This is a genomic window from Sphaerisporangium sp. NBC_01403 (genome assembly GCF_045040145.1).
GTDB lineage: Bacteria > Actinomycetota > Actinomycetes > Streptosporangiales > Streptosporangiaceae > Sphaerisporangium > Sphaerisporangium viridialbum.
In genome coordinates, this window is record NZ_CP109534.1 from 3,211,999 (window position 1) to 3,229,567 (window position 17,569).

Consider the following 17,569-nt stretch of genomic DNA (forward strand, 5'->3'; position numbering starts at 1 on the left):
CGGGGTGGTGGTGTCGGGGCGGTCAGACATCACTGGCCGCCTTCGGCGAGCGCGGCTTGCGGTAGCCGGGCTGCCAGTACTCGGGCCAGGAGTCGGGGTTCTCGATCGCCGAGTCGACGTAGCCGTGCATCGAGGTCAGGGCCTTGTCTTCCTCGGTGCCGTACCACTCGCCCCACGGCTCGCCGTTGACGAAGTGAGCGAGGGTTCCCCACTCGCGACCCTTCTTGACCTTGAGTCGCACGCCCCGATAGGTCTCGGTCTTCACGACGCCATCCCCTCTTCGAGAGAGGGCTGGAGATCGGCAGGTCGGGCGACATTCAGAGCGCTCATCGCTTCCAGCGACTCGGCGCACGTCTTGAGGAAGCGTTCAGCACCGTGCAGCCTGGCGGCCACGCGCTTCTGGTCGTTGGACGTACCGACGTGGATGAGCATGTAGCCGTGGCCGGCCAGCGCCTCGAGGGCGGCTCGGGCGATGGGGCGGGCGTGCTGGTCGACGCCCCCGTTCCAGCGCAGCAGGGCGCTCGCGATGGCGTCTTCGGGAGTGAGGCGGGCGTTAGGCATCAGGTGTCCCCGGTGCGGATCGGCCGAGCGATTCGCGGGTGTGCCAGTGCTTGAGTCCGCAGTTCAACGACCCGTTCCACCGGTCAGGCGTGGTCGTCCATGGCGCCCCAGGGCACGGTGTGGCGTGAATCTCCGCCCACGGCATGTGGAGGGTGCCGTCCGGGCGCACGCGGTCCCAGGCGACCCCGTTGGACTCTTCGGCGGTGCGGGCGGACTGCTCCCACCAAGGCCCGGTGATGGCCGGGATGGTGCGGGTGCTGAGCGCTTCCATCCAGAGGCGGATGCGGCGCGTCGGGTCATCCATGGGCGTGCTCGCTCTCGGCTTCGGAGACGACCTCGTCATCGAGACTGCGCACCAGCTCGCAACCGGGGCACTCGCACTGTCCACCGGGAGCCAGGGGGGCGCGGTCGTTGCCGAACCGTTCGTGCAGGTTCTTGGCCTGGGTCTGGACGATGTCGCGAAGCCGGGTCACCTCGGCCACCAGGCCCGAGGTGTCGTTGTCGTGCTTGCTCAGCTCTTTGCGCAGGTCCGCGGCGGCCCACTTCAGCCGCTCGATCTGGTCTGGCTTGGGCCGCTCGGGCAGCATCTCAATGCGCCCGCAGAGCAGTCCGAACGGCTCCTTGACCTTGCCGACCAGGTAGTAGCTGTAGCTGAAGGCGACCCGATCCCAAGCGGCCCGGCCGGCGGCGCTACGGACGGACCGCTCCCAGGCGCCGCGCTCCTTGAGCAGGAGCATGTACCGGTCGTTGAGGCGGGTCAGCTCGCCGCTCAATCCCTTGATGTCTTCACGGGCCTGGTCGAGCTCGGACAGCTCGCTGGAGCTGAACAGGGAGTCAGTGGCGGGGGCAGTGGTCTTCTTGGCCATGTCGTCTCCTCAGCTCGCCCTCAGCGCCATGACGGCGCACCGACAGGCGGGGGTCTCGGTGTCGCCCTCGAACAGGGCGGGACGTCGGGGGCCGTCCATGCCGATGCGCACGGTCTCGTGGTCGGCGGCAATGGCTGTCAGGGCGTCGATCAGGAAGCCCGCCAGGAAGTCCAGCTCCACTTCCGGGCCGTCGAGCTGCGCGGCGACGGTCTGCGATCCGCGCCCGACGTCCCCGCCGGAGCGGACGGTCACCGCGCCCTGCACGAAGTCCAGCCGGACGGCGGGCGCCTCCTTCTGGGCGAACAGCGCGACCCGCCGGACCGCCTCGAGCAGCGCGGCCGTGTCGACGCGCGCCCAGGAGGCGAACTCCATGTCGAAGAAGCGCCGATAGGCGGGGAAACGGGCATCGACCAGCCGGGCCGTCGTGGTCCGTCCGGCCGCCTCGAAGCTCACGATCCCGTCGCCGAGCCCGATGGTCACCGGCCATGGCCCGACCCCGCGGGCCACGTCGTGGAAGATGTTCGCGAGCAGCAGCGCGGCGTGCTCGGTGCCGGGGCGCGCGGCGTCCCAGTCCATGACGCGCGCGGCGACCCGTGGGGTGTCGGCCCCCGCCACGGCCAGGCCGTCGCCGTAGGTCTCCAGCTTCACGCAGCGCAGCGCGGGCTCGGCACTGTCCCGGTCGGCGGCCGGGACCACCTGTGCGGCGGCGGCCTTGAGCGCGTTGCCGGCGATCGTGCCGATCGCCTCCGGGGTCGCGGGAAGGGTCGGGAAGTTCTCGTGCGGCATGGTGGGCAGCGCGGCCTCGACGGTGCCGCAGGTGATGGTGACCTCGGTCCCCGAGAGCGCGAGCTCGACCGGCTCGCCGGGCAGCGTGGAGGCCACCTTCGCGAGCACGACGCCGGGGAGCAGGACGCGCCCCGGCTCGTCCACCTGGGCGGGGATCTGAGTCCGGCAGGTGACGTCGTAGTCGAAGGTGGCCAGGCTCAGCTCGCCGTCGGCGGCGTCGAGCAGCACGCCGCTCAGGGTGGGCAGGTGCGGCCGGGGGTTGATGGCCCGGACGATCCAGGCAAGGGTGTCGGCGAAGGTCTTGGAGTCGACGGTGGTCTTCATGCGCTGTACTCCCTCAGGATCTCGGTGGCGAGCTTCGGGTCATGCCGCTCCAGGCAGTCCTCGCAGACCGCGCCGGCTCGCGGGTCGAGCCAGCCCGAGCCCTCGCGGGGCTCCACCTCGACGCGGAGGAGTTCCTCGCAGTCGGGGAACAGGTGGCCGAAGATCTGGCCGGTGTGGACGTCGACACCGGCGGGGTACCAGGGGCGGATCCAGTCGGCGATGGCGCTCGCGCTCGGCGCGGTGGCAGTGGTGCTCACGGGGTGTCCTCCGTTCGTGGGTGCGTGTGGGGTGCGGTGGCGGGCATCATGCAGCCGCCTCCCGCTGACGAGCGGTGTGGACCAGCCACGCCTCGATGCGCTGACGGGTCCGCAGCGACGCGGTGCCGCGTCGTAGACAGTCCAGGCTGCTGGGGCTGATCTGCAGCTGGTCGAGTACGTCCCGCCACGGCATGCCGAGCTCTCGCTTCTGGGCGAGCAGCTCGCTGAGTAGCACGTCGGCGGGGCGCGGGTGGGCGACGACGATGTCGACCAGGTGCGCCGGTTCGGGTGCGGCCTCTTCGGCGGGGATGCAGACCCGCCCGTCGGTGCCGATGAGCCAGCCGGGCTGGCGGGCGACCAGTCGGCGGATGCCGTGTGCGGGCCAGCCGGTGAGCCGCTCGACTTGGGCGACGGTGCGCTGGGTTTGGAGCAGTTCCAGGACGGCGCCGGCGGGGGGCAGGGGGTGGCGGGCGGTGGCGTACATCAGGCCACCGCCGTCTCACGCAGTTGCGCCATGGCGGCGAGGCCGACGTACTCGGCGTAGACCGGCGGGATGCACTCGCGCAGCCCGTCGCGGTTGGCCCACGGCATGCCCATGTCGTCGCGGGCTTCCTGAACGCCGGAGAAGTTGCCGACGTAGTGGGCCATCTCCCCCGGCTTGCGCGGGCGCCCCATCTTTGTGAGCGGGGCGGTGTGCACGGGGTGATCCGGCTGGGCGAGCACCAGCCCGCCGCCGGCCTCGAACAGGCGGTGCCGGTAGGTGCGCAGCCCGAACTCGGGCATGGCGCCGCACAACATGATCGGGTTACGCAGTTCGGAGCGGGCTTCCTCGACGTTCTCGATGACGTACGGCAGGCCGACGTCTTCCAGCGCCTCGCGGGTCGGACCGATCAGGTCGGGGTGCTCGCGCTGCTGGATCTTCCAGGCGCGCGTGTAGCGCTGGCAGGGCGGGGACGCTCCGGCCATGGTGAAGGTTTCGCGGATCCAGTCCCGGCGGGTGCGAAGGAAGTCGATCGCGTCCGCCTGGATGAACTGCTCGCCGCAGTAACGCGGCTGGGGGTCGATGTCCACGCCCGTGACGTGGAACCCGGCGAGCTGGTAGCCGCGGGTGGCGCCGCCCTGGCAGCAGTACAGGTCGAGCATCCGGGGCTTCATGCCGCCCTCCCCTGCGCCTGCTCGGCCCGCTGGAGCGCGTACGCCGCCGCGTACCGCTGCACGGTGCGCTCCCCCACCCCCAGCTCCCACGCGATCCGCGCGGGGCTGAGACGCCTGCTGACGAGTTCGGCGTACCGGGCGAGCATCCGTTTGCCGTGCGGCTCCTTGGGCGGTCTCGGGGCGGCTGGGGGTCTGCGCGGGTACCGGTCGAGGGTCCCCTTGGCGCGGTGCCGGTCGTAGCAGGAAGTCCGCAGGCCTCGGGCGTTGTGCTGGCCGGGTTTCCCGCAGCACACGCAGGCGATGGTGGCCGTGCTCCGGCTCATCGGCCCCACCCTCTCGGCGCCCTGAGGTCCAGGCCCTGGCGTTCCATGTACCGGTCCCAGGCGGGCCCGTCACCGGCCAGGGCCACCAGGTTGTTCTCGCGGTGGTACTGGGCGATCTGGGCGTCGCGGGAGCGGCGGGTGCGGGCCCGGTCGGCGCGGTGGTGGGCGACGGCGATCATGGCGAGCACCCCGAACCCGAGCACCGTGAGGAAGCCGATGAGGGCGAACCCGTTGATGACCCACTTCATCGGGGCCTCCGGTTGCGCTTGCGCGGGGTGAGCGCGGCGACGACGTACACGGTGACCCCGAGGATGAGCAGGAGGCCGAGGGTGAGGGCCAGCCCGGCGATGGGGCGGGTGTTGGCCGGGTCGGTGAGGAACGCCAGCGCGGCGAGGAAGTCGGGCATCACGCACCGCCCGTCGGGGTCTCAGCCTGGCCAGCGAGAGGCGCGAGCGGGACGCCTGCAGCCGGGGAGAACGGCACGGCACCGACCACAGGCCAGTCCGCGACCTTCTCGTCGGTCTCGTAGCCGCACGAACCCCACTGGTCGGTGACCATCCACCTGTTCGGGGACGGCGGGGACGGCCACAGCACGGCGAGGACACGGCCGTTGGGCTTACGGCGGACCGTTCCCAGCAGGTTGTCTGCCGGGGATCCGATCGGGGCGTTCATCGGGCGAACACCTCGCCGCCATGCTCCGTTGCGACCTTGCACGGCCACGAGTAGACGACGCCCTCTTCCCAGCACACCGCGCACAGCCACGCGTTCGGCTCGCCATCGCCGTCCCAGACGGGGATGTGGAACCGGGCCGGGAGCTTCCGTCGCTCCTCCAGCGTCTCGGGCAGCTCCTCGTAGTGGGGGTGGTCCGGCGCTTCGAGGAGAATCGCCTTGACCGGCTCGGAGTAGGCGCGGCGGTGCAGCTTGACCACCTCCTGGAAGGCGGCGATGACGGGCTCCTTGGATCCCTCGACCGGCTCGACGAGCACGGGGTGGCCGTCCTCGATTGAGCTGCGGGTGTGCACGCGCAGGTCAATGGCGCAGGCGGTGGTGGGCCGGAAGCGGCCGTCCGGCCATGACATGCGGGCGACCGCAGGCACAGGGCGGGCGTGGTCCTCGTTGCCGCACATGACCTTCTGCTCGGCGCTCATCGGGTTCCTCCGTGCACGACAGGGGCCACCACGGGCCCGGGGCGGGGTGACGGGACCGTGCGGGAGGTGGCACCCGTCACAGCCCCGTAGAGCAGGCACAGGGCGACGGCGACCGCGAGGGCGATGCCGACGGCGTGGACGCCGGGGCCGGGGTGCTTCACAGGGCACCTGCCGTCTCGCGCTCGGCTAGCCGGGGAGCGGTGTCCGCGAACATCAGGCAGGGACGCTCGAACTCGTCGCGAGGGAACAAGCCCTCCTGTCCAGGAGGGTCAGGGATCGGCGTCGGCTCACCAGGACCGCCGTCGTCCTCGTCGCGGAAGTAGATGCACGTGTACTGGTCGCCCATGTGCGCGTGGTCTTTCCTCAGCCACTCGGCCGGGGTCTTGCCGAGCAGCGCGACGAGGATCAGCGGGCACCCGTTGGCCCAGTCGTCCCGCCTGGTCGCCGCGTCGTGGACGCACCGCTCGCAGTTGTTCTCCATCCAGGCGTAGCCCTCGGTGCCGTTGCTGAACGGCGATCCTTCGCGGGCGCTGGCGAGCGCCTGTTCGCAGGTGGGGAGCGTCATGCCGCGCTCCTGGTGTTGGCGGCGACCATGTCCTTGGCCCGGCAGATCGGGCGACGCTGCGCCGGAACCGTGTCCCCCGTCGCGTCGTACGCCTTACGAACGGACTCCGGTTCCATGCCGGGCCCCCACACGCCGGGGTGGCCCTTGTCGGTTCCCGTGCTCATCGCTGGGCCCCGTTCACCTGCGACGACGCGAACTCGCCCGGCACCTGCACGTGGCCGTTCACCTGCGGCAGGTCCGGCATGGTCGACGGGCCGTACGGGTGCTGGCCGCGCGGATCCTGCGCCAGAGCGGCGTGCGCCTCCGCCTCCAACGGGAGCTCCTCGCCGGGGCCGTCGGCCACCTCGACCAGCGGCGGCAGCAACGACACCGCGTGGCCGAGACGCGCTCGGTACCGGGCGGCCACCGCCTGCAGGTCGTCGCGGACCGCGAGCATCGCCGCGATCTCGTTGTCCAGGTCCGCGATGTCGTCCTCGACCCTGTCGAGCCGGTACCGGACGTACTTGGCCGACGCCGTAGTCACCGGGGCGGCCGCGACGTCGATAAGCTGGGTGTTCATTCGGTCTCTCTCCGTTCGGTTGTTGCCGCCCCGCGCCCGGCATGGCGCGGGGCGTCGTGCATCAAGGGGCGTCGTCGTTGGGCTGGTCGTGGTCGTCGTCGGCCGCCGCGATGCAGTCGTGGTCGACCGGGAGTGTCTGGCCCTCCCACGGGCAGAAGCGCATGTCCTCGACGGCGTTCACGCCGCCTCCCGGGTAGCCCAGGCCGCGAGCGCGGCACGGCGGTCAGCGGCGATCTGAGCGGGCGTCCGCGAGTCCCAGGAGTGGATGAGCAGCGACAGCTCATACGCCCAGGCGGGCTCCAGCGTCATCTCGCCGTTGTGGTCCCGGCACACCGGTTCGGTGTTGTCCTCGCGGACGATGGACCCGCCGCGCGCCCGGGTGAGCGGCTCGTGCAGGTCGTCAGCGAAGAGACCGCACCACGGCACGACGCACATCGGCCGGCCGTCCGGGAACCGCTCGTTGGCCATCGCGCGGCGCTCGCGGTTCTCCTGGCGGCGCTTCGCCGACACCTGGCGGATCCGAGTCCTACGCGCTGGCGGCTGGCCGCCCTCGAGGGGCTTGTGCCGCTCCAGGGGCTTGCCGCGGCGGATCGGGGACCTCTTCACGTCGTCCCCATCCCGGCCAGCGCCATCTCCGAGCGCATCAGCGCGTTCAGGGACCGGCCCGTCTCGATCTGCGTCTTCAACGTCCCGATCCGGACCCGCGCGGCGCGCAGCACCGCCTCAGCGGTTTCGGCGGCCAGCTTCTCGGCGGCGGTCGCCAGCACCGCGGTTTGCTTGCGGGCGTCCACCGAGCCGGCCTCCTGGCCAAGGAACGCGCGGGCGAACGCCAGCTCGTAGGCATGGCGTTTGGTGACGGCGTCCCTGTCCAGCCCCTCGAGTTCGCCTGCGAGCTTGTCCAGGTCCCGGGAGAGCCGGGCCAGCCGCAGCGCGATCTCGTTCGGGGTCCACGCCTGCTGTGTCACGACCCACCGCCCGTCGTGCCGTTCGGGGGTCCGGCCGGAGCATTGGCCCAGGGATCGAACAGATCAGCGTCCTTGGTCCGATCGGCGGGGGCGGTTGCCTGTGCTTCCTTGACCAGCTTGTTGTGCTCCCGCATCTGGGCCTTGGTCATCGTCCCGGCCTTGGCCAGTTCCTCATCGGTTGCCTTGGAGCGGGAGATCGAACCGTCCTTGTTGCGCGGCAGCCCGTCCGGGGCTTCCTGGCCGCGACGGTGGATCAGGGTGCTGAGGGTGACGCGATCGCCGTGCTCGTCGACGACGGCGGTAGCGCCGTGCCCCACGCGCATCACCTCGGCGTACAGGCGGCGGAGGTCATCCTTGGTGGCGTTCAGGTTCAGCGCCCGGTCCCGGTAGTCCTCCGGGGTGGCCGGCGCGGACCGCTCGTAGCTGGCGGCGTCCGGGTCGGGCTCATCAGTGGGCAGGCACAGCGCCTGGATCAGCGCCGTGCGGAACGCCACCGACATCGCCTTGGTCATGGCCTTGTCGCCGGAGTCCATGGCCTCGCCCGGCACCCGGCAGTCCAGGGATGTGCCGTCCGGCCCGTAGAACCGGTAGGTGACGGTCACCTGGGCGTGGCCCATGAGGGTGCGCTTGGCCCCGACCTCGACCGTGCCGTACGAGCTTTCCTCGACGATGGGGACGACGATCACGCCGACCTCGCGTAGCTTCGGGCCGACCGCGTTGACCACGGCGTCCACGCCACGGAAGTTGTAGCCGCCGCTGTAGGGCGAGGTGTTCTTGTCTCGCTTGGCGACGCTGCGGACCTTCTTCATGACCTGGGCGAGCGCCTGGTAGATGTTCAACGGCTCGGTCATCGCTGCCCCCCGAGCAGCGCGCGGGCGGCGTCGCCTGCCATCTGGCAGGCGACCTCGTAAGCAGTGGTCGAGGGGTCCCACCCGGTGATCTCCGGGTCCACCTCGCGCCAGTCGACGCGGCCGTCGTTGACGCCGTCGCGGAGTTCGACCAGGGCGGCGTACTCCTCGAACAGGGGCCAGAAGCCGGCGCGACTGTCGTCGTGCACCCAGGCGTGGGCGATGGTGGCGGCCGTGTCCTGGTCGATCTCGCCGCTCTTCCATGCGACGGCGGTGTTCTCCAGCACGACGGCGGCGCAGGCCGGGTCGATGGGGGCGTGGATCGCGTCGGCGATCTCCTGGACGGTCACAGGGCACCGTCCCGGAGGTCGTCGGCCCGGTCGGCGCGGGCCACGGTGTAGGTACCGTCCTGGCGGCGGACGATCGTGTCGCCGAAGAACGCGACCACATGGTTCGGCTTCTGGCCGATTCGCAGACCGACGACGGTCAGCTTGTCGCCGACGTACCGGGTGTAGTTCTTCGTGAACACGCCGTCCCGGTCGAGCGCTCTGACGGTTCTGGCGTAGTTCTCGGTGGTCAGAAGCTCGCCCGTGGCGGCGGCGCGCAGGTCGGCGGTCACTGGGCACCCCCGGCGGGCGGCGCGGGGATGTCCTGGTCGATGGGCACCCCGTGGCGGGCGTGCGCCCGGTAGTCGTCGCGCATGGCCCTGACGGCGTTGCCGGTGGCGATGTTGCCCTTGAGCTCCTCGATCCACGCGGTCAACCAGCGGTCGGTCGCGTCACCGTCCTGCGGGACAGCGGCACCCCGGGCCCGCTCGATCAGGGAGGCGAACACGATCAGCGTCGGCTGGTCCATCACGCTCTCAGCCCACGCGACCATCTCCTGGTCGTACGCACCGAGCGGCAGGCCGCGCAGGGCGTGCCGCCAGACCGCGCGGGCGGAGGCGATGGAGTCAAGGCCGGGCAGGTCGACGTGCGGGGCGACGTCGAGGGGGCTCGTGGGGACCTGGATGTTCTCCGGGGCGGTCATCGGACGTCACCACCGTTGATGACCCGAGCGACCTTCAGCGCATGGAACGTGTGGCCCTCAGCGCTGTTGCCGGGTCGCACCTCGCACATGTGCGCCTCGGCCTCCAACCACAACGCGAGCGGCTCGGCCAGGCCCGGGTGAACGAGCGCGATCCACTCGGCGTCGAACACGCCCGCGTCCTGGACCACGGTCAGGGACTGCTCATCGGTGATCACGTCCCCGGTCCCGGTGGGCACCCACGGAAGGTCGCCGGTCGAAGCGCTCTCGGCGTTCTCGGCCTTCGCGCGCACCTTGGCGGCTGCGGCGCGCAGTTCCTCGACGGTGCTCATCGGACACCTGCCACGGCGTCGTCGTCGGCGTACTCGGCCATCAGCCGAACGGCCTGCGCCTGGGTCAGCAACACGTTGCGGACACCCCCGGCGTCACGGACCCGCTCATCGAACGCGTCGTACCTGGCGAGATCCACGGCCTCGGCGGGCGACACGTTGTGGTGGGCGGCCAGCAGACCGGCGAGCAGGGCGGTGTTCAGGGACAGCCCCAAGTCGGCGGCGGCGGCCAGGGTCTCGAAGACCACGCCGACGGACGGCAGCACGTAGGCGGGTTCGGTGCGGGCGGGCTCCGGGTCGACGTCGATGGTGCGGGGGGTCTGCTGGGTTACCGTGGTCACGGCTCACCAGTCCTTTCGTTGAAACGGATCACTCGGTGGGTCAGCGGGTCGGCCGGGGCAAACGGTCGGCCCGCAGTCATGCGGGGGGTCAGCGGGGCTTGCAGCCGCAGGTGTGGCCGATCAGGTGCGGGCGGCCCTGCTCGCACACGTAGGTGGAGCCGGTCATCGGCGGCAGCCACGGGCGGGGCTTCACGCCGACCTCCGCTGCGCGGCGGCGCCAGGCAGGGGGTGCGCCGCGTGCAGGCGGGCCAGCAGGGCCAACTGCGCCTCCGACGGCGGCGGGGCCGTGGCCAAGGTTTCGGCGATGGCCCGCTGCAGTTCGGCCTGGCGGGCGGCCTGCCGCTGCTCGGGCGTGGGTTTGGTCGACCTGCGGCGGGACGTTCCCCGGGGGTAGGGAGTGCTTACCTGGCCGCCATCCGGGTTGATCTTTCGTGCGTCCATCAGGCAGACTCCTGCCTGTTTTCGTCGAGCGAGTCAAGGTCGTCAAACGGGATGTTGAGAGCGACCGCGAGGATCCTCCGTCGGCGCCGCTTAGGGCGGAACTCGCCCTTCTCGTACCGGCTGAGGGTGACGTGGTTGATGCGCTCTCCGGCCTGCTCGCACCGCTTCATCAGGTCCCGCAAAGTCAGGTCCTGCGCCAGCCGGGCACGTCGCAAGCGTTCGTTGAATGAGATGCAGGGAGGGCTTTCAGTGGCCATGACCGCAACTTACCGCAACAGGAGCAAGACCGCAACAGACCGCAACTCTCTCGTTCCCCCTCCCCCCTTACTTGGCCGCGAGACAGGAAGTACCGTCATCGCTGAGCAGGAATGTTGCGGTATGGTGCGCTCACAAACGCAACACGGCGAGGGACCCACGGAGGGCCAGTCCATGGCGCCAAACACGGACGAGCGCACCCGCCTGGCAGCTGAGATGGAACAGCGGCGTGTCATGCTCGGGGTGCGATGGGAGCACATCGCCGAGAAGGCGCGCATCTCCACCACGCACCTGAGGAAGTTCCGCCGCGGCGACGCCGGCATCAGCTCCCTGGTCGAGGCCGCCCTCGAGGACGCGCTCCAGTGGGAACGCGGCTCCATCGAGGCGGTTCTCCAAGGCGGCGGGCCGACACCCACCGCCGACAGCCCACACCGGGACCCCAACAAGACGCTCGGCGACCTGCTGCTCGAACGCGGCCTGGCCCGGCCGGAGGAACTGACGGCCGCCGACAACATTCTCAACGACCCCGTCGCATGGGAGATCGTCGAGATGGACGAACTGTCCGAGGAGGCGCGGAACCGGTTCCTGCGGGTGTACGCGCACATGCGGCGCGAAATTTTCGAAGCCGCCCGAAACGAAGCAAAAAGGCCGCGGGGGTAAACCCCGCGGCCTCTTTGCGCGTCTAGCTACCCAATTCTTCTGTCGAAGATGGGAAACGGTCCCGTGTTCACGTTTGACGGTGAGTCGGCGCCGTCGATTCGGGCCCGCGCGATCGCCCGGGAGATGAGGTCGCTCATGTTGTTGAACCACGTCTCGTGCTTGGCGACGAGTTCGGCGTGGCGCTGCAGCGCGTGCTCCATGCGTTCGGAGTGCGCCCGTATCGCCGCGAGGACCGGGGTGAGCGCAGCGACCACGCACAAGACCGCGAAGCCTTTTGCGTTGAGAGTGTCCGTTACGCCCTCGACGACGAGTGCCACCCATGCGAGTGCGGTGATAGCGATGAGGAACCGGATTGCATATCGCCCCATGAAGTACGACCTTTCCCGGGCCATGCCGCGGCGTGGCCCCTTGTTCGTGCAGCCCAGTCCCCCCGGGCGATAAGTTCTGGGTACTTTACGCCTCAACTAGTTGTGCCAAAAGTCCAGCATGCGAACAATCTTGCGATGCCATGCCCCAGGTCGAGAGATTTTTGCGCAGCGCGAATCCGTGGTTACGGTTCGTGCAGGTTGACGGCCTATGATGCGTAGGACATCCGCATTGGTGCCATATGTCGGGACCGGTCCAGGTGACAGAAACCTGTCCGTCGAGACAGCCCCTCACCCGTTCGCCGGGAAGCGTGTCACCGAGTGTCCGACTTCACCCGTGACAGCTAGCGTTTGAGCGCCTACGATCCGACTTGTAGCGGTCGCTGCAGGCGAGGGCTGGACGGGCACACGATCACAGCCCATCCCCCCGGGCACCAGATGATCGTGTGTGTCCGAAAGGGAGGCGACCCCGGCAGAGATATTGCCGGGGTCGCCCACCCCGACGGCAGGACCAAGCCGGGACACGTTCCCTCGCCTTCGTCCACGCCGGGCTCATTCGACGACCAGCGCCTTGCGGTCGGCCGGCAACACCACCACCTGACCGCCAGCCCGCTCCACCACCAGGACCGGCACGCCGGGCGTCAGCCCCATGGCGTGCATCTCCTGCTCGGTCGGCATGCGGGCTGCGATACGGGCGCCCTTGGTCACCGGTTCTTCGTCGACCTCATGCTCTTCGCGTACGCGCGTTCCCACGCCCCTGACAGTGACCACCTCGCCGGTTGATCGCAAGAGGGCCAAGGCATCCCTCACCGTGTCCTTGCCGACCTCGTGGATCTGCGCCAAGCGCCCCTCGGAGGGCAGCAGCTCGCCGGGCGGGTACTTCCCGCTCGCGATCGCCTCTCGGATGAGGCGGGCCACCCGGCGGTACACCGGCTCGTACACGGTCACGATCTTGGAAGATAAGGGGCCCTAGGGCCCCCTCCCCCTTCGGCCATATGGCCCTAGGGCCATACGTGCTACTGAGGTGCTACAACGCCGCCTCGTGCCACGTGACCCGCACCGACTCCTGGTCGCTGTAACCCCTGCGCCCGTCCCCCAGCGGCATGATCTCGACCGCCGAGAACAGCCCCCGCAGGAACTCACGCCGCGCCGCGACATCCCAGCCGTCCCACCGTGACCGCGCCCCCTCGACGCTGCCCACCCGCGCCGGCGCCAACACCAACCGGCCGCGCAACCGGCGCGACGCCGCCTCCAATTCCGCGATGTCCGCCAGGATCCGCCGCTCCACCCTCGCCAACCCGGTGGCCGACAACCCACCGGTCGCAGCCTGGTCGTACAGGCCGTCCAACCGGGCCCGCAGTTCACCAATCTGCCCGAGGACCCGCTGATGTTCGCCGTCCCCGCCCGACGCATCCTGGGTGAGCACGGCGACCGGCTCAGGTTGCGCCATCCACGCGATCGCCAACCCCTCGACGTACTCCTCCACCCGGGCCTGCCCGCGCACCGCATGCCGGCCCGCCGTGCGATCCGGGGTTGTCGGCTGGCACACGTACCGGGCGCCGCCGCGGCCGTGCTCGACCAGCACCCGCATCCACCCGCCGCACAGGCCGCATGTCGCCAAACCGCTGAGCAGGTGCTTGACGCTGGAGTCGCGGGCGCCGCGACGCTGCGGGTCGCCCATCCGCGACGTGCACGCGTAGTGAACGTCAGGGGCCAGGATCGGCGGGAACCATACAGGGCTCGGCACGACCTCCCCCTGGTGGCGGCGGTAGCCGATGTAGGCCGGGTTGAGCAGGATCGACCGCAGCTGCGGGGTCCGCCAGATACCGCCTTCCGGCGCCGGGATGCCCCTCCTGTTGAGGTCGACCACCAGGGCGCGCTGGGTGGCGCCGCCGGCGAACCTCGAGGCGACCTCCCGCACCACCCCGGCCCGGGTGTAGACCTCGCCGACGCCCACGACCGGGCGGGCGGTCACGCACGCCGGGATGAGCGCCACGCGCTTACGTTCGTCGGCCTCTTGGCCCACCAGGTCCCCGGTGCGCGGGTTGTACTGGCGCACGTAGCCGTACAGCACCTTGCCGTGCGGCCGCCCCTCGACCGCGTTCCCCCGCAGCCCCCGCCGGATCCTCTCCGAGAGCTTCTCTGTCTCATACGCGTTGTCCACGCCGTCCTCGGCCAGCACCCGCCAATCCCGCGCCACCCGCATGTCGTACGTCCGCCGGTGCGAGGTGACATGGATGAGCACGCCGAGCTCGCGACAGGAGTCCAGGAACGCGATCCACTGGGAGGCCTTACGGTCCCCGCGGGAGGACTCCCACATCACCACCACGTCGAAGCTGCGGGCGTCAAGGTCGGCGAGGAACCGGTCCCAGTCCGGCCGGTCGGTTCTGGCGAACCGTGACGCGCTACGGTGGTTGTCGGTGTAGGTCTCGGCGATCGCCCACCCGTTGTCGGCGCACGCGGCCTGGTTGCCGACGCGCTGCTCGCCGACGGACTTGGCCCGCGCGGAGCGGTCCTTGCTGGCACGGTCGTATATTGCTGCACGTAGAGGGGGCTGGGGGGCAGGGACGGTCATCCGGGTCACCTCGGTAACGTCGGTATGCTTAACTGTAGATAGCCGATGTGGTTTGTGTCCCCCGGGCCGCAATTACCGCCTTCACGGAATACCGTTCGGCTGGAGCCGTGTTGTGCCTCTCGCCGAGGAGGCGACCGCCACATCGGCCTAAACGGAGCGCCCCGCAAGTCCGCTTGCGGGGCGCTTCGTTGTACGACGATGTAACACTTTGTGGGCTGCCGTAACACAAGGTTTCCACTCAGCGCCGTATGGTTGGCATTGGCCGTCCGCACACCGGGAGAGTCCGTGCTGTATCGCATCACGAAGATCATCAGCAGTCCTGTGCTGCGACTGCTGTGGCGCCCCGAGGTGACCGGGGCACGCAACGTTCCAAGGACGGGAGCGGCGATCCTGGCCTCCAACCACCTGTCCATCCTGGACTCGGTGTTCCTGCCGCTGATGCTCCCGAGGCAGGTGACCTTCGTGGCCAAGTCGGAGTACTTCACGGGCAACCGGCTGATGGCCATGTTCATGCGCGGCACCGGCCAGGTCGCGATCGACAGGGAGAGCGCCTCGGCCGCGCAGGAGATGCTCGACTCGGCCCTGCAGGTGCTCAAGGGCGGCGAGCTGTTCGGCATCTACCCCGAGGGCACCCGCTCCCCCGACGGGCGGCTCTACCGCGGCAAGATCGGCGTCGCCTGGCTGGCGCTGACGGCGGGCGTGCCGGTGATCCCGGTCGCGATGGTCAACACCGAGCGCGTGCTGCCGCCCGGCGCCTCGGTCCCGCGCATCGCCAAGATCGGCGTCCGCATCGGCGAGCCGATGAGCTTCACCGGCGACGCCGGCCGGGCCAGGGACCGGCGCGCGGTCACCGACGAGGTGATGCGGGCCATCCAGCGCCTGTCGGGCCAGGAGTACGTCCCGGCGTACGCCTCGAGCCAGAAGGAGCGGGCCAAGGAGGCCGCCTGAGCCGATCGCGCGGCGGCAAAGCGGCGAGCGGCACGGTTTTCCCCGCGCTAGGCTCGTGGCGACGTCGAGACACCCGGGGGTAACGCGTGCCGCGCGGCCGTATCATCGCGATCACGTCTGTCGCGACCGTGCTGGTGGCGGGGGCCGCCGCCGGTGGCGCCTACTACGTCCTGCACACCAGGGGCAGCGCGGCGCAGACCGCGGGCCACTTCGCCGGCGCCTGGAGCCGGGGCGACCTGGCCGCCATGCGGTCCGACCTCGCCTCCCCGGTGGCCGGGTTCGACGCCGCCTACGCCGAGCTGGCCGAGAACCTCGGCGCCCAGAAGACCTCGGTCAAGCTGGGCGCGGTCAGCCCGGCGGGCGACGACCGGGCCAAGGCCGCCTACACCGCCACCCTTACGCTGAAGAACATCGGCCAGTGGACCTACACCGGCTCCTTCGACCTGGTCGTCAAGGACCACTACTGGAAGGTCGCCTGGACTCCGGCGGCGGCCCACCCCTCGCTGAACGGCTCCACCCACCTGGCCCTTAAGGCCACCTGGCCGCAGCGGGCCGCCGTGGAGGACTCCTCGGGTGGCCGCATCGACCAGGGCGACGTGGGCGGGTCGGTGCAGCAGCTCGTCGGGTACCTCGACAAGGCGACCGCCAAGGACGTCGCCAAGCTGGGCTCGTCCTACAAGCCGGGTGACGCCGTCGGCAGGGGCGGGCTGCAGGAGACCTTCCAGAAGGATCTGGCCGGCGTGCCCGCCACCCAGATCATGGTCGTCGACGGCTCCAAGAAGGCCGTCAAGACGTTGAAGACCATCGAGGGGTCCCCCGGCACGGCCGTGCGCACCAGCCTGGACCCCCTGGTGCAGAAGGCCGCGGTCGAAGCGGTGCGCACCCTGGACAAGCCCACCTCCCTGGTGGCGATCCGCCCGGTCACCGGCGAGATCCTCGCCGTGGTCAACAACCGCGGCGGGTTCAACCGCGCGCTGGACGGCCGCTATCCTCCCGGGTCGACGTTCAAGACCGTCACCGCCGCCGGGCTGCTCGCCGAGGGGCTCACCCCCGAGCAGAAGGTCAGCTGCCCCGCCAAGGCCACCATCGGCGGGCTGCCGATCCGCAACTCCGACCACGAGGCGTTCGGCTCGCTGTCGTTCCTTGACTCCTACGCCCACTCCTGCAACACGACCTTCGCGCCGCTGGCCGCCCAGCACCTCAGCGGCGGCAAGCTGTACGACATCGCCTCCAAGCTGGGCTTCAACCAGGCCCTGAACATCGGCGTCCCCGCCACCAAGGGCAGCATGCCGAAGCCCACCAGCGAGGCCGACCTGGCGGCCGAGTCCTTCGGCCAGGGCCGCATCACCGCCAGCCCGCTGGTGATGGCCTCGGTAGCCGCCGCGGTGGCCGACGGCACCTGGCGCCCGCCGACCCTGGTGCCCGCCCTCAAGCAGAAGGCCCAGCCGCAGCAGCTCCCGGAGGAGGTCGCGCGCAACCTCCGCACCATGATGGCCGCCGTGGTCAGCAAGGGCACCGCCAAGGGGGCGGGGCTGCCCAAGGGCACGGCGGGCAAGACGGGCACCGCGGAGTTCGGCACCGGCCCGAAGCTCGACTCACACGCGTGGTTCATCGGCTTCCGCGGCGAGGTGGCGTTCGCCGTGGTCGTGGAGGCCGGAGGCATGGGCGGCGCGGTCGCCGCCCCGGTCGCCGCCGACTTCCTGCGCGCCCTGGGCTGACCGGCCTCCCGGCACGCCGGAATCCACACGCCTGACCATGCTCCGGCCAGGGCGCGTGGCGGTTCGAACGTGACCCGTCCCCGGCCCGGAAGCCCGCACAGCGAAGCCGGACCGTTCACGGGACCGGACGCCGGCACGGCGGGGCCGGGCCGTTCACGAACCCGGACGCCTACACGGCGGGGCCGGGCCGTTCGCGGGGGACCCGCCGCTCAGACGGCGCGGGACTCCGGCGGGGGCACGAGGCCCCGCCTCACATCGGCAGCGCCGCCGCCGCGTCGTGATGGAACACCATGATCAGCAGGGTCGCCACCAAAGTGGCGATCAGCAGCCAGCTCACCAGGATGATGATCGACGACCTGCTCAGACGCCGCCGGCCGCGGGCTTCACGGGCGGCGCGCTTCTGTTCTCCGGTCGCCTTGCGCTGCACGCGCTCGTTGAACGACTCAAGCCGGGCGGCGAGTCGTGGATCGGCATCGGTGAGATAACTCTCGATCTGGGCAAGCATTCGCTCCTCGTCCTGCGACCAAGGCACGCCGCACCTCCCGGCAACGCAA

Annotated in this window: 34 protein-coding genes; 3 read left to right on the plus strand and 31 right to left on the minus strand. The window is 70.4% G+C overall.

What is annotated here, in order from left to right; genetic code table 11:
- Positions 1–22 precede the first annotated feature (22 nt).
- The 27 genes from OG589_RS14815 to OG589_RS14945 form a co-directional block, all read right to left on the minus strand.
- Entirely contained in the window at positions 23–265 is a 243-nt protein-coding gene (locus OG589_RS14815) for a hypothetical protein (protein WP_405149487.1), read from the minus strand.
- The gene (locus OG589_RS14820; RefSeq protein ID WP_405149489.1) at positions 262–561 is read right to left on the minus strand and encodes a hypothetical protein; all 300 of its coding nucleotides are present in this window, start codon (positions 559–561) and stop codon (positions 262–264) included. Before OG589_RS14820 ends, OG589_RS14815 begins: the two co-directional genes overlap by 4 nt.
- Positions 554–865, minus strand: a complete 312-nt coding sequence (locus OG589_RS14825) for a hypothetical protein (RefSeq protein ID WP_405149490.1) — start codon at positions 863–865, stop codon at positions 554–556. Before OG589_RS14825 ends, OG589_RS14820 begins: the two co-directional genes overlap by 8 nt.
- Entirely contained in the window at positions 858–1,427 is a 570-nt protein-coding gene (locus OG589_RS14830) for a hypothetical protein (protein ID WP_405149492.1), read from the minus strand. Before OG589_RS14830 ends, OG589_RS14825 begins: the two co-directional genes overlap by 8 nt.
- A gap of 9 nt (positions 1,428–1,436) precedes the next feature.
- A complete protein-coding gene (gene dnaN, locus OG589_RS14835) occupies positions 1,437–2,537 on the minus strand; it encodes a DNA polymerase III subunit beta (protein WP_405149494.1) in 1,101 nt (366 codons plus the stop codon).
- A complete protein-coding gene (locus OG589_RS14840) occupies positions 2,534–2,794 on the minus strand; it encodes a hypothetical protein (protein ID WP_405149495.1) in 261 nt (86 codons plus the stop codon). Before OG589_RS14840 ends, dnaN begins: the two co-directional genes overlap by 4 nt.
- A 46-nt stretch (positions 2,795–2,840) precedes the next feature.
- Entirely contained in the window at positions 2,841–3,278 is a 438-nt protein-coding gene (locus OG589_RS14845; protein ID WP_405149497.1) for a hypothetical protein, read from the minus strand.
- A complete protein-coding gene (locus OG589_RS14850) occupies positions 3,278–3,949 on the minus strand; it encodes a hypothetical protein (protein ID WP_405149498.1) in 672 nt (223 codons plus the stop codon). Before OG589_RS14850 ends, OG589_RS14845 begins: the two co-directional genes overlap by 1 nt.
- The gene (locus OG589_RS14855) at positions 3,946–4,272 is read right to left on the minus strand and encodes a hypothetical protein (protein WP_405149499.1); all 327 of its coding nucleotides are present in this window, start codon (positions 4,270–4,272) and stop codon (positions 3,946–3,948) included. Before OG589_RS14855 ends, OG589_RS14850 begins: the two co-directional genes overlap by 4 nt.
- Positions 4,269–4,520 carry a hypothetical protein gene (locus OG589_RS14860; protein ID WP_405149500.1) on the minus strand — a complete coding sequence of 84 codons (252 nt, stop codon included), beginning with the start codon at positions 4,518–4,520 and terminating at the stop codon, positions 4,269–4,271. The genes OG589_RS14855 and OG589_RS14860 overlap by 4 nt, the downstream gene beginning before the upstream one ends.
- Positions 4,517–4,678, minus strand: a complete 162-nt coding sequence (locus OG589_RS14865) for a hypothetical protein (protein WP_405149501.1) — start codon at positions 4,676–4,678, stop codon at positions 4,517–4,519. Before OG589_RS14865 ends, OG589_RS14860 begins: the two co-directional genes overlap by 4 nt.
- The gene (locus OG589_RS14870; protein WP_405149502.1) at positions 4,678–4,944 is read right to left on the minus strand and encodes a hypothetical protein; all 267 of its coding nucleotides are present in this window, start codon (positions 4,942–4,944) and stop codon (positions 4,678–4,680) included. Before OG589_RS14870 ends, OG589_RS14865 begins: the two co-directional genes overlap by 1 nt.
- Positions 4,941–5,420, minus strand: a complete 480-nt coding sequence (locus tag OG589_RS14875; protein WP_405149503.1) for a hypothetical protein — start codon at positions 5,418–5,420, stop codon at positions 4,941–4,943. The genes OG589_RS14870 and OG589_RS14875 overlap by 4 nt, the downstream gene beginning before the upstream one ends.
- Positions 5,417–5,581, minus strand: a complete 165-nt coding sequence (locus OG589_RS14880; protein ID WP_405149504.1) for a hypothetical protein — start codon at positions 5,579–5,581, stop codon at positions 5,417–5,419. The genes OG589_RS14875 and OG589_RS14880 overlap by 4 nt, the downstream gene beginning before the upstream one ends.
- Positions 5,578–5,985: a hypothetical protein gene (locus tag OG589_RS14885; RefSeq protein ID WP_405149505.1), complete on the minus strand. Its 408-nt coding sequence runs from the start codon at positions 5,983–5,985 to the stop codon at positions 5,578–5,580. The genes OG589_RS14880 and OG589_RS14885 overlap by 4 nt, the downstream gene beginning before the upstream one ends.
- Positions 5,982–6,149 carry a hypothetical protein gene (locus OG589_RS14890; protein ID WP_405149506.1) on the minus strand — a complete coding sequence of 56 codons (168 nt, stop codon included), beginning with the start codon at positions 6,147–6,149 and terminating at the stop codon, positions 5,982–5,984. The genes OG589_RS14885 and OG589_RS14890 overlap by 4 nt, the downstream gene beginning before the upstream one ends.
- Positions 6,146–6,544 (minus strand): hypothetical protein, encoded by a 399-nt coding sequence (locus tag OG589_RS14895; RefSeq protein WP_405149508.1) that lies wholly within the window; start codon positions 6,542–6,544, stop codon positions 6,146–6,148. Before OG589_RS14895 ends, OG589_RS14890 begins: the two co-directional genes overlap by 4 nt.
- Positions 6,545–6,721: 177 nt before the next feature.
- On the minus strand, positions 6,722–7,054 hold the full coding sequence (locus OG589_RS14900) for a hypothetical protein (protein ID WP_405149510.1): 333 nt from the start codon (positions 7,052–7,054) through the stop codon (positions 6,722–6,724).
- Positions 7,055–7,146: 92 nt separating this feature from the next.
- On the minus strand, positions 7,147–7,509 hold the full coding sequence (locus OG589_RS14905; RefSeq protein WP_405149512.1) for a hypothetical protein: 363 nt from the start codon (positions 7,507–7,509) through the stop codon (positions 7,147–7,149).
- Positions 7,506–8,360 carry an ERF family protein gene (locus tag OG589_RS14910; RefSeq protein WP_405149514.1) on the minus strand — a complete coding sequence of 285 codons (855 nt, stop codon included), beginning with the start codon at positions 8,358–8,360 and terminating at the stop codon, positions 7,506–7,508. The genes OG589_RS14905 and OG589_RS14910 overlap by 4 nt, the downstream gene beginning before the upstream one ends.
- Positions 8,357–8,707 carry a hypothetical protein gene (locus tag OG589_RS14915; protein WP_405149516.1) on the minus strand — a complete coding sequence of 117 codons (351 nt, stop codon included), beginning with the start codon at positions 8,705–8,707 and terminating at the stop codon, positions 8,357–8,359. Before OG589_RS14915 ends, OG589_RS14910 begins: the two co-directional genes overlap by 4 nt.
- Entirely contained in the window at positions 8,704–8,976 is a 273-nt protein-coding gene (locus tag OG589_RS14920; RefSeq protein WP_405149518.1) for a hypothetical protein, read from the minus strand. The genes OG589_RS14915 and OG589_RS14920 overlap by 4 nt, the downstream gene beginning before the upstream one ends.
- Positions 8,973–9,386: a hypothetical protein gene (locus OG589_RS14925; RefSeq protein ID WP_405149520.1), complete on the minus strand. Its 414-nt coding sequence runs from the start codon at positions 9,384–9,386 to the stop codon at positions 8,973–8,975. Before OG589_RS14925 ends, OG589_RS14920 begins: the two co-directional genes overlap by 4 nt.
- Positions 9,383–9,715, minus strand: coding sequence for a hypothetical protein (locus OG589_RS14930; RefSeq protein WP_405149522.1), 333 nt, complete (start codon positions 9,713–9,715; stop codon positions 9,383–9,385). The genes OG589_RS14925 and OG589_RS14930 overlap by 4 nt, the downstream gene beginning before the upstream one ends.
- Positions 9,712–10,053: a hypothetical protein gene (locus OG589_RS14935; protein WP_405149524.1), complete on the minus strand. Its 342-nt coding sequence runs from the start codon at positions 10,051–10,053 to the stop codon at positions 9,712–9,714. The genes OG589_RS14930 and OG589_RS14935 overlap by 4 nt, the downstream gene beginning before the upstream one ends.
- Positions 10,054–10,242: 189 nt before the next feature.
- On the minus strand, positions 10,243–10,494 hold the full coding sequence (locus tag OG589_RS14940) for a hypothetical protein (protein ID WP_405149526.1): 252 nt from the start codon (positions 10,492–10,494) through the stop codon (positions 10,243–10,245).
- Positions 10,494–10,751 (minus strand): helix-turn-helix domain-containing protein, encoded by a 258-nt coding sequence (locus tag OG589_RS14945; protein WP_405149528.1) that lies wholly within the window; start codon positions 10,749–10,751, stop codon positions 10,494–10,496. The genes OG589_RS14940 and OG589_RS14945 overlap by 1 nt, the downstream gene beginning before the upstream one ends.
- A gap of 172 nt (positions 10,752–10,923) precedes the next feature.
- On the opposite strand from OG589_RS14945, the gene OG589_RS14950 reads away from it, so the two are divergent.
- Positions 10,924–11,409: a hypothetical protein gene (locus tag OG589_RS14950; protein ID WP_405149530.1), complete on the plus strand. Its 486-nt coding sequence runs from the start codon at positions 10,924–10,926 to the stop codon at positions 11,407–11,409.
- A 26-nt stretch (positions 11,410–11,435) separates the two neighbouring features.
- Here OG589_RS14950 and OG589_RS14955 read toward each other — a convergent pair whose 3' ends face one another.
- From OG589_RS14955 to OG589_RS14965, 3 genes are all read right to left on the minus strand, one after another.
- On the minus strand, positions 11,436–11,726 hold the full coding sequence (locus OG589_RS14955) for a hypothetical protein (RefSeq protein ID WP_405149532.1): 291 nt from the start codon (positions 11,724–11,726) through the stop codon (positions 11,436–11,438).
- Between the two features lie 600 nt (positions 11,727–12,326).
- Positions 12,327–12,722, minus strand: a complete 396-nt coding sequence (locus OG589_RS14960; protein ID WP_405149534.1) for a GntR family transcriptional regulator — start codon at positions 12,720–12,722, stop codon at positions 12,327–12,329.
- A gap of 79 nt (positions 12,723–12,801) precedes the next feature.
- Entirely contained in the window at positions 12,802–14,349 is a 1,548-nt protein-coding gene (locus OG589_RS14965) for a recombinase family protein (protein WP_405149536.1), read from the minus strand.
- A gap of 285 nt (positions 14,350–14,634) precedes the next feature.
- Here OG589_RS14965 and OG589_RS14970 point away from each other — a divergent pair, with 285 nt between their 5' ends.
- Both OG589_RS14970 and OG589_RS14975 read left to right on the plus strand, forming a co-directional pair.
- Complete coding sequence (locus OG589_RS14970) at positions 14,635–15,297, plus strand: lysophospholipid acyltransferase family protein (protein WP_405149537.1); 663 nt, start codon at positions 14,635–14,637, stop codon at positions 15,295–15,297.
- 86 nt (positions 15,298–15,383) lie between these two features.
- Positions 15,384–17,015: a penicillin-binding transpeptidase domain-containing protein gene (locus OG589_RS14975; protein ID WP_405149539.1), complete on the plus strand. Its 1,632-nt coding sequence runs from the start codon at positions 15,384–15,386 to the stop codon at positions 17,013–17,015.
- 250 nt (positions 17,016–17,265) lie between these two features.
- Here OG589_RS14975 and OG589_RS14980 read toward each other — a convergent pair whose 3' ends face one another.
- On the minus strand, positions 17,266–17,547 hold the full coding sequence (locus tag OG589_RS14980; protein ID WP_405149541.1) for a DUF3040 domain-containing protein: 282 nt from the start codon (positions 17,545–17,547) through the stop codon (positions 17,266–17,268).
- Positions 17,548–17,569: the final 22 nt, after the last annotated feature.

Excerpts from the sequence above, each read along its gene's own strand:
- OG589_RS14965 (WP_405149536.1), bottom strand. The coding sequence starts at position 14,349 with ATGACCGTCCCTGCCCCCCAGCCCCCTCTACGTGCAGCAATATACGAC.
- OG589_RS14820 (WP_405149489.1), bottom strand. The coding sequence starts at position 561 with ATGCCTAACGCCCGCCTCACTCCCGAAGACGCCATCGCGAGCGCCCTG.
- OG589_RS14860 (WP_405149500.1), bottom strand. The coding sequence starts at position 4,520 with ATGAAGTGGGTCATCAACGGGTTCGCCCTCATCGGCTTCCTCACGGTG.
- OG589_RS14885 (WP_405149505.1), bottom strand. The coding sequence starts at position 5,985 with ATGACGCTCCCCACCTGCGAACAGGCGCTCGCCAGCGCCCGCGAAGGA.
- OG589_RS14925 (WP_405149520.1), bottom strand. The coding sequence starts at position 9,386 with ATGACCGCCCCGGAGAACATCCAGGTCCCCACGAGCCCCCTCGACGTC.
- OG589_RS14940 (WP_405149526.1), bottom strand. The coding sequence starts at position 10,494 with ATGGACGCACGAAAGATCAACCCGGATGGCGGCCAGGTAAGCACTCCC.
- OG589_RS14830 (WP_405149492.1), bottom strand. The coding sequence starts at position 1,427 with ATGGCCAAGAAGACCACTGCCCCCGCCACTGACTCCCTGTTCAGCTCC.
- OG589_RS14890 (WP_405149506.1), bottom strand. The coding sequence starts at position 6,149 with ATGAGCACGGGAACCGACAAGGGCCACCCCGGCGTGTGGGGGCCCGGC.
- OG589_RS14950 (WP_405149530.1), top strand. The coding sequence starts at position 10,924 with ATGGCGCCAAACACGGACGAGCGCACCCGCCTGGCAGCTGAGATGGAA.
- OG589_RS14825 (WP_405149490.1), bottom strand. The coding sequence starts at position 865 with ATGGATGACCCGACGCGCCGCATCCGCCTCTGGATGGAAGCGCTCAGC.
- OG589_RS14855 (WP_405149499.1), bottom strand. The coding sequence starts at position 4,272 with ATGAGCCGGAGCACGGCCACCATCGCCTGCGTGTGCTGCGGGAAACCC.
- OG589_RS14870 (WP_405149502.1), bottom strand. The coding sequence starts at position 4,944 with ATGAACGCCCCGATCGGATCCCCGGCAGACAACCTGCTGGGAACGGTC.
- OG589_RS14945 (WP_405149528.1), bottom strand. The coding sequence starts at position 10,751 with ATGGCCACTGAAAGCCCTCCCTGCATCTCATTCAACGAACGCTTGCGA.
- OG589_RS14895 (WP_405149508.1), bottom strand. The coding sequence starts at position 6,544 with ATGAACACCCAGCTTATCGACGTCGCGGCCGCCCCGGTGACTACGGCG.
- OG589_RS14930 (WP_405149522.1), bottom strand. The coding sequence starts at position 9,715 with ATGAGCACCGTCGAGGAACTGCGCGCCGCAGCCGCCAAGGTGCGCGCG.
- OG589_RS14865 (WP_405149501.1), bottom strand. The coding sequence starts at position 4,678 with ATGCCCGACTTCCTCGCCGCGCTGGCGTTCCTCACCGACCCGGCCAAC.
- OG589_RS14910 (WP_405149514.1), bottom strand. The coding sequence starts at position 8,360 with ATGACCGAGCCGTTGAACATCTACCAGGCGCTCGCCCAGGTCATGAAG.
- OG589_RS14875 (WP_405149503.1), bottom strand. The coding sequence starts at position 5,420 with ATGAGCGCCGAGCAGAAGGTCATGTGCGGCAACGAGGACCACGCCCGC.
- OG589_RS14850 (WP_405149498.1), bottom strand. The coding sequence starts at position 3,949 with ATGAAGCCCCGGATGCTCGACCTGTACTGCTGCCAGGGCGGCGCCACC.
- OG589_RS14845 (WP_405149497.1), bottom strand. The coding sequence starts at position 3,278 with ATGTACGCCACCGCCCGCCACCCCCTGCCCCCCGCCGGCGCCGTCCTG.
- dnaN (WP_405149494.1), bottom strand. The coding sequence starts at position 2,537 with ATGAAGACCACCGTCGACTCCAAGACCTTCGCCGACACCCTTGCCTGG.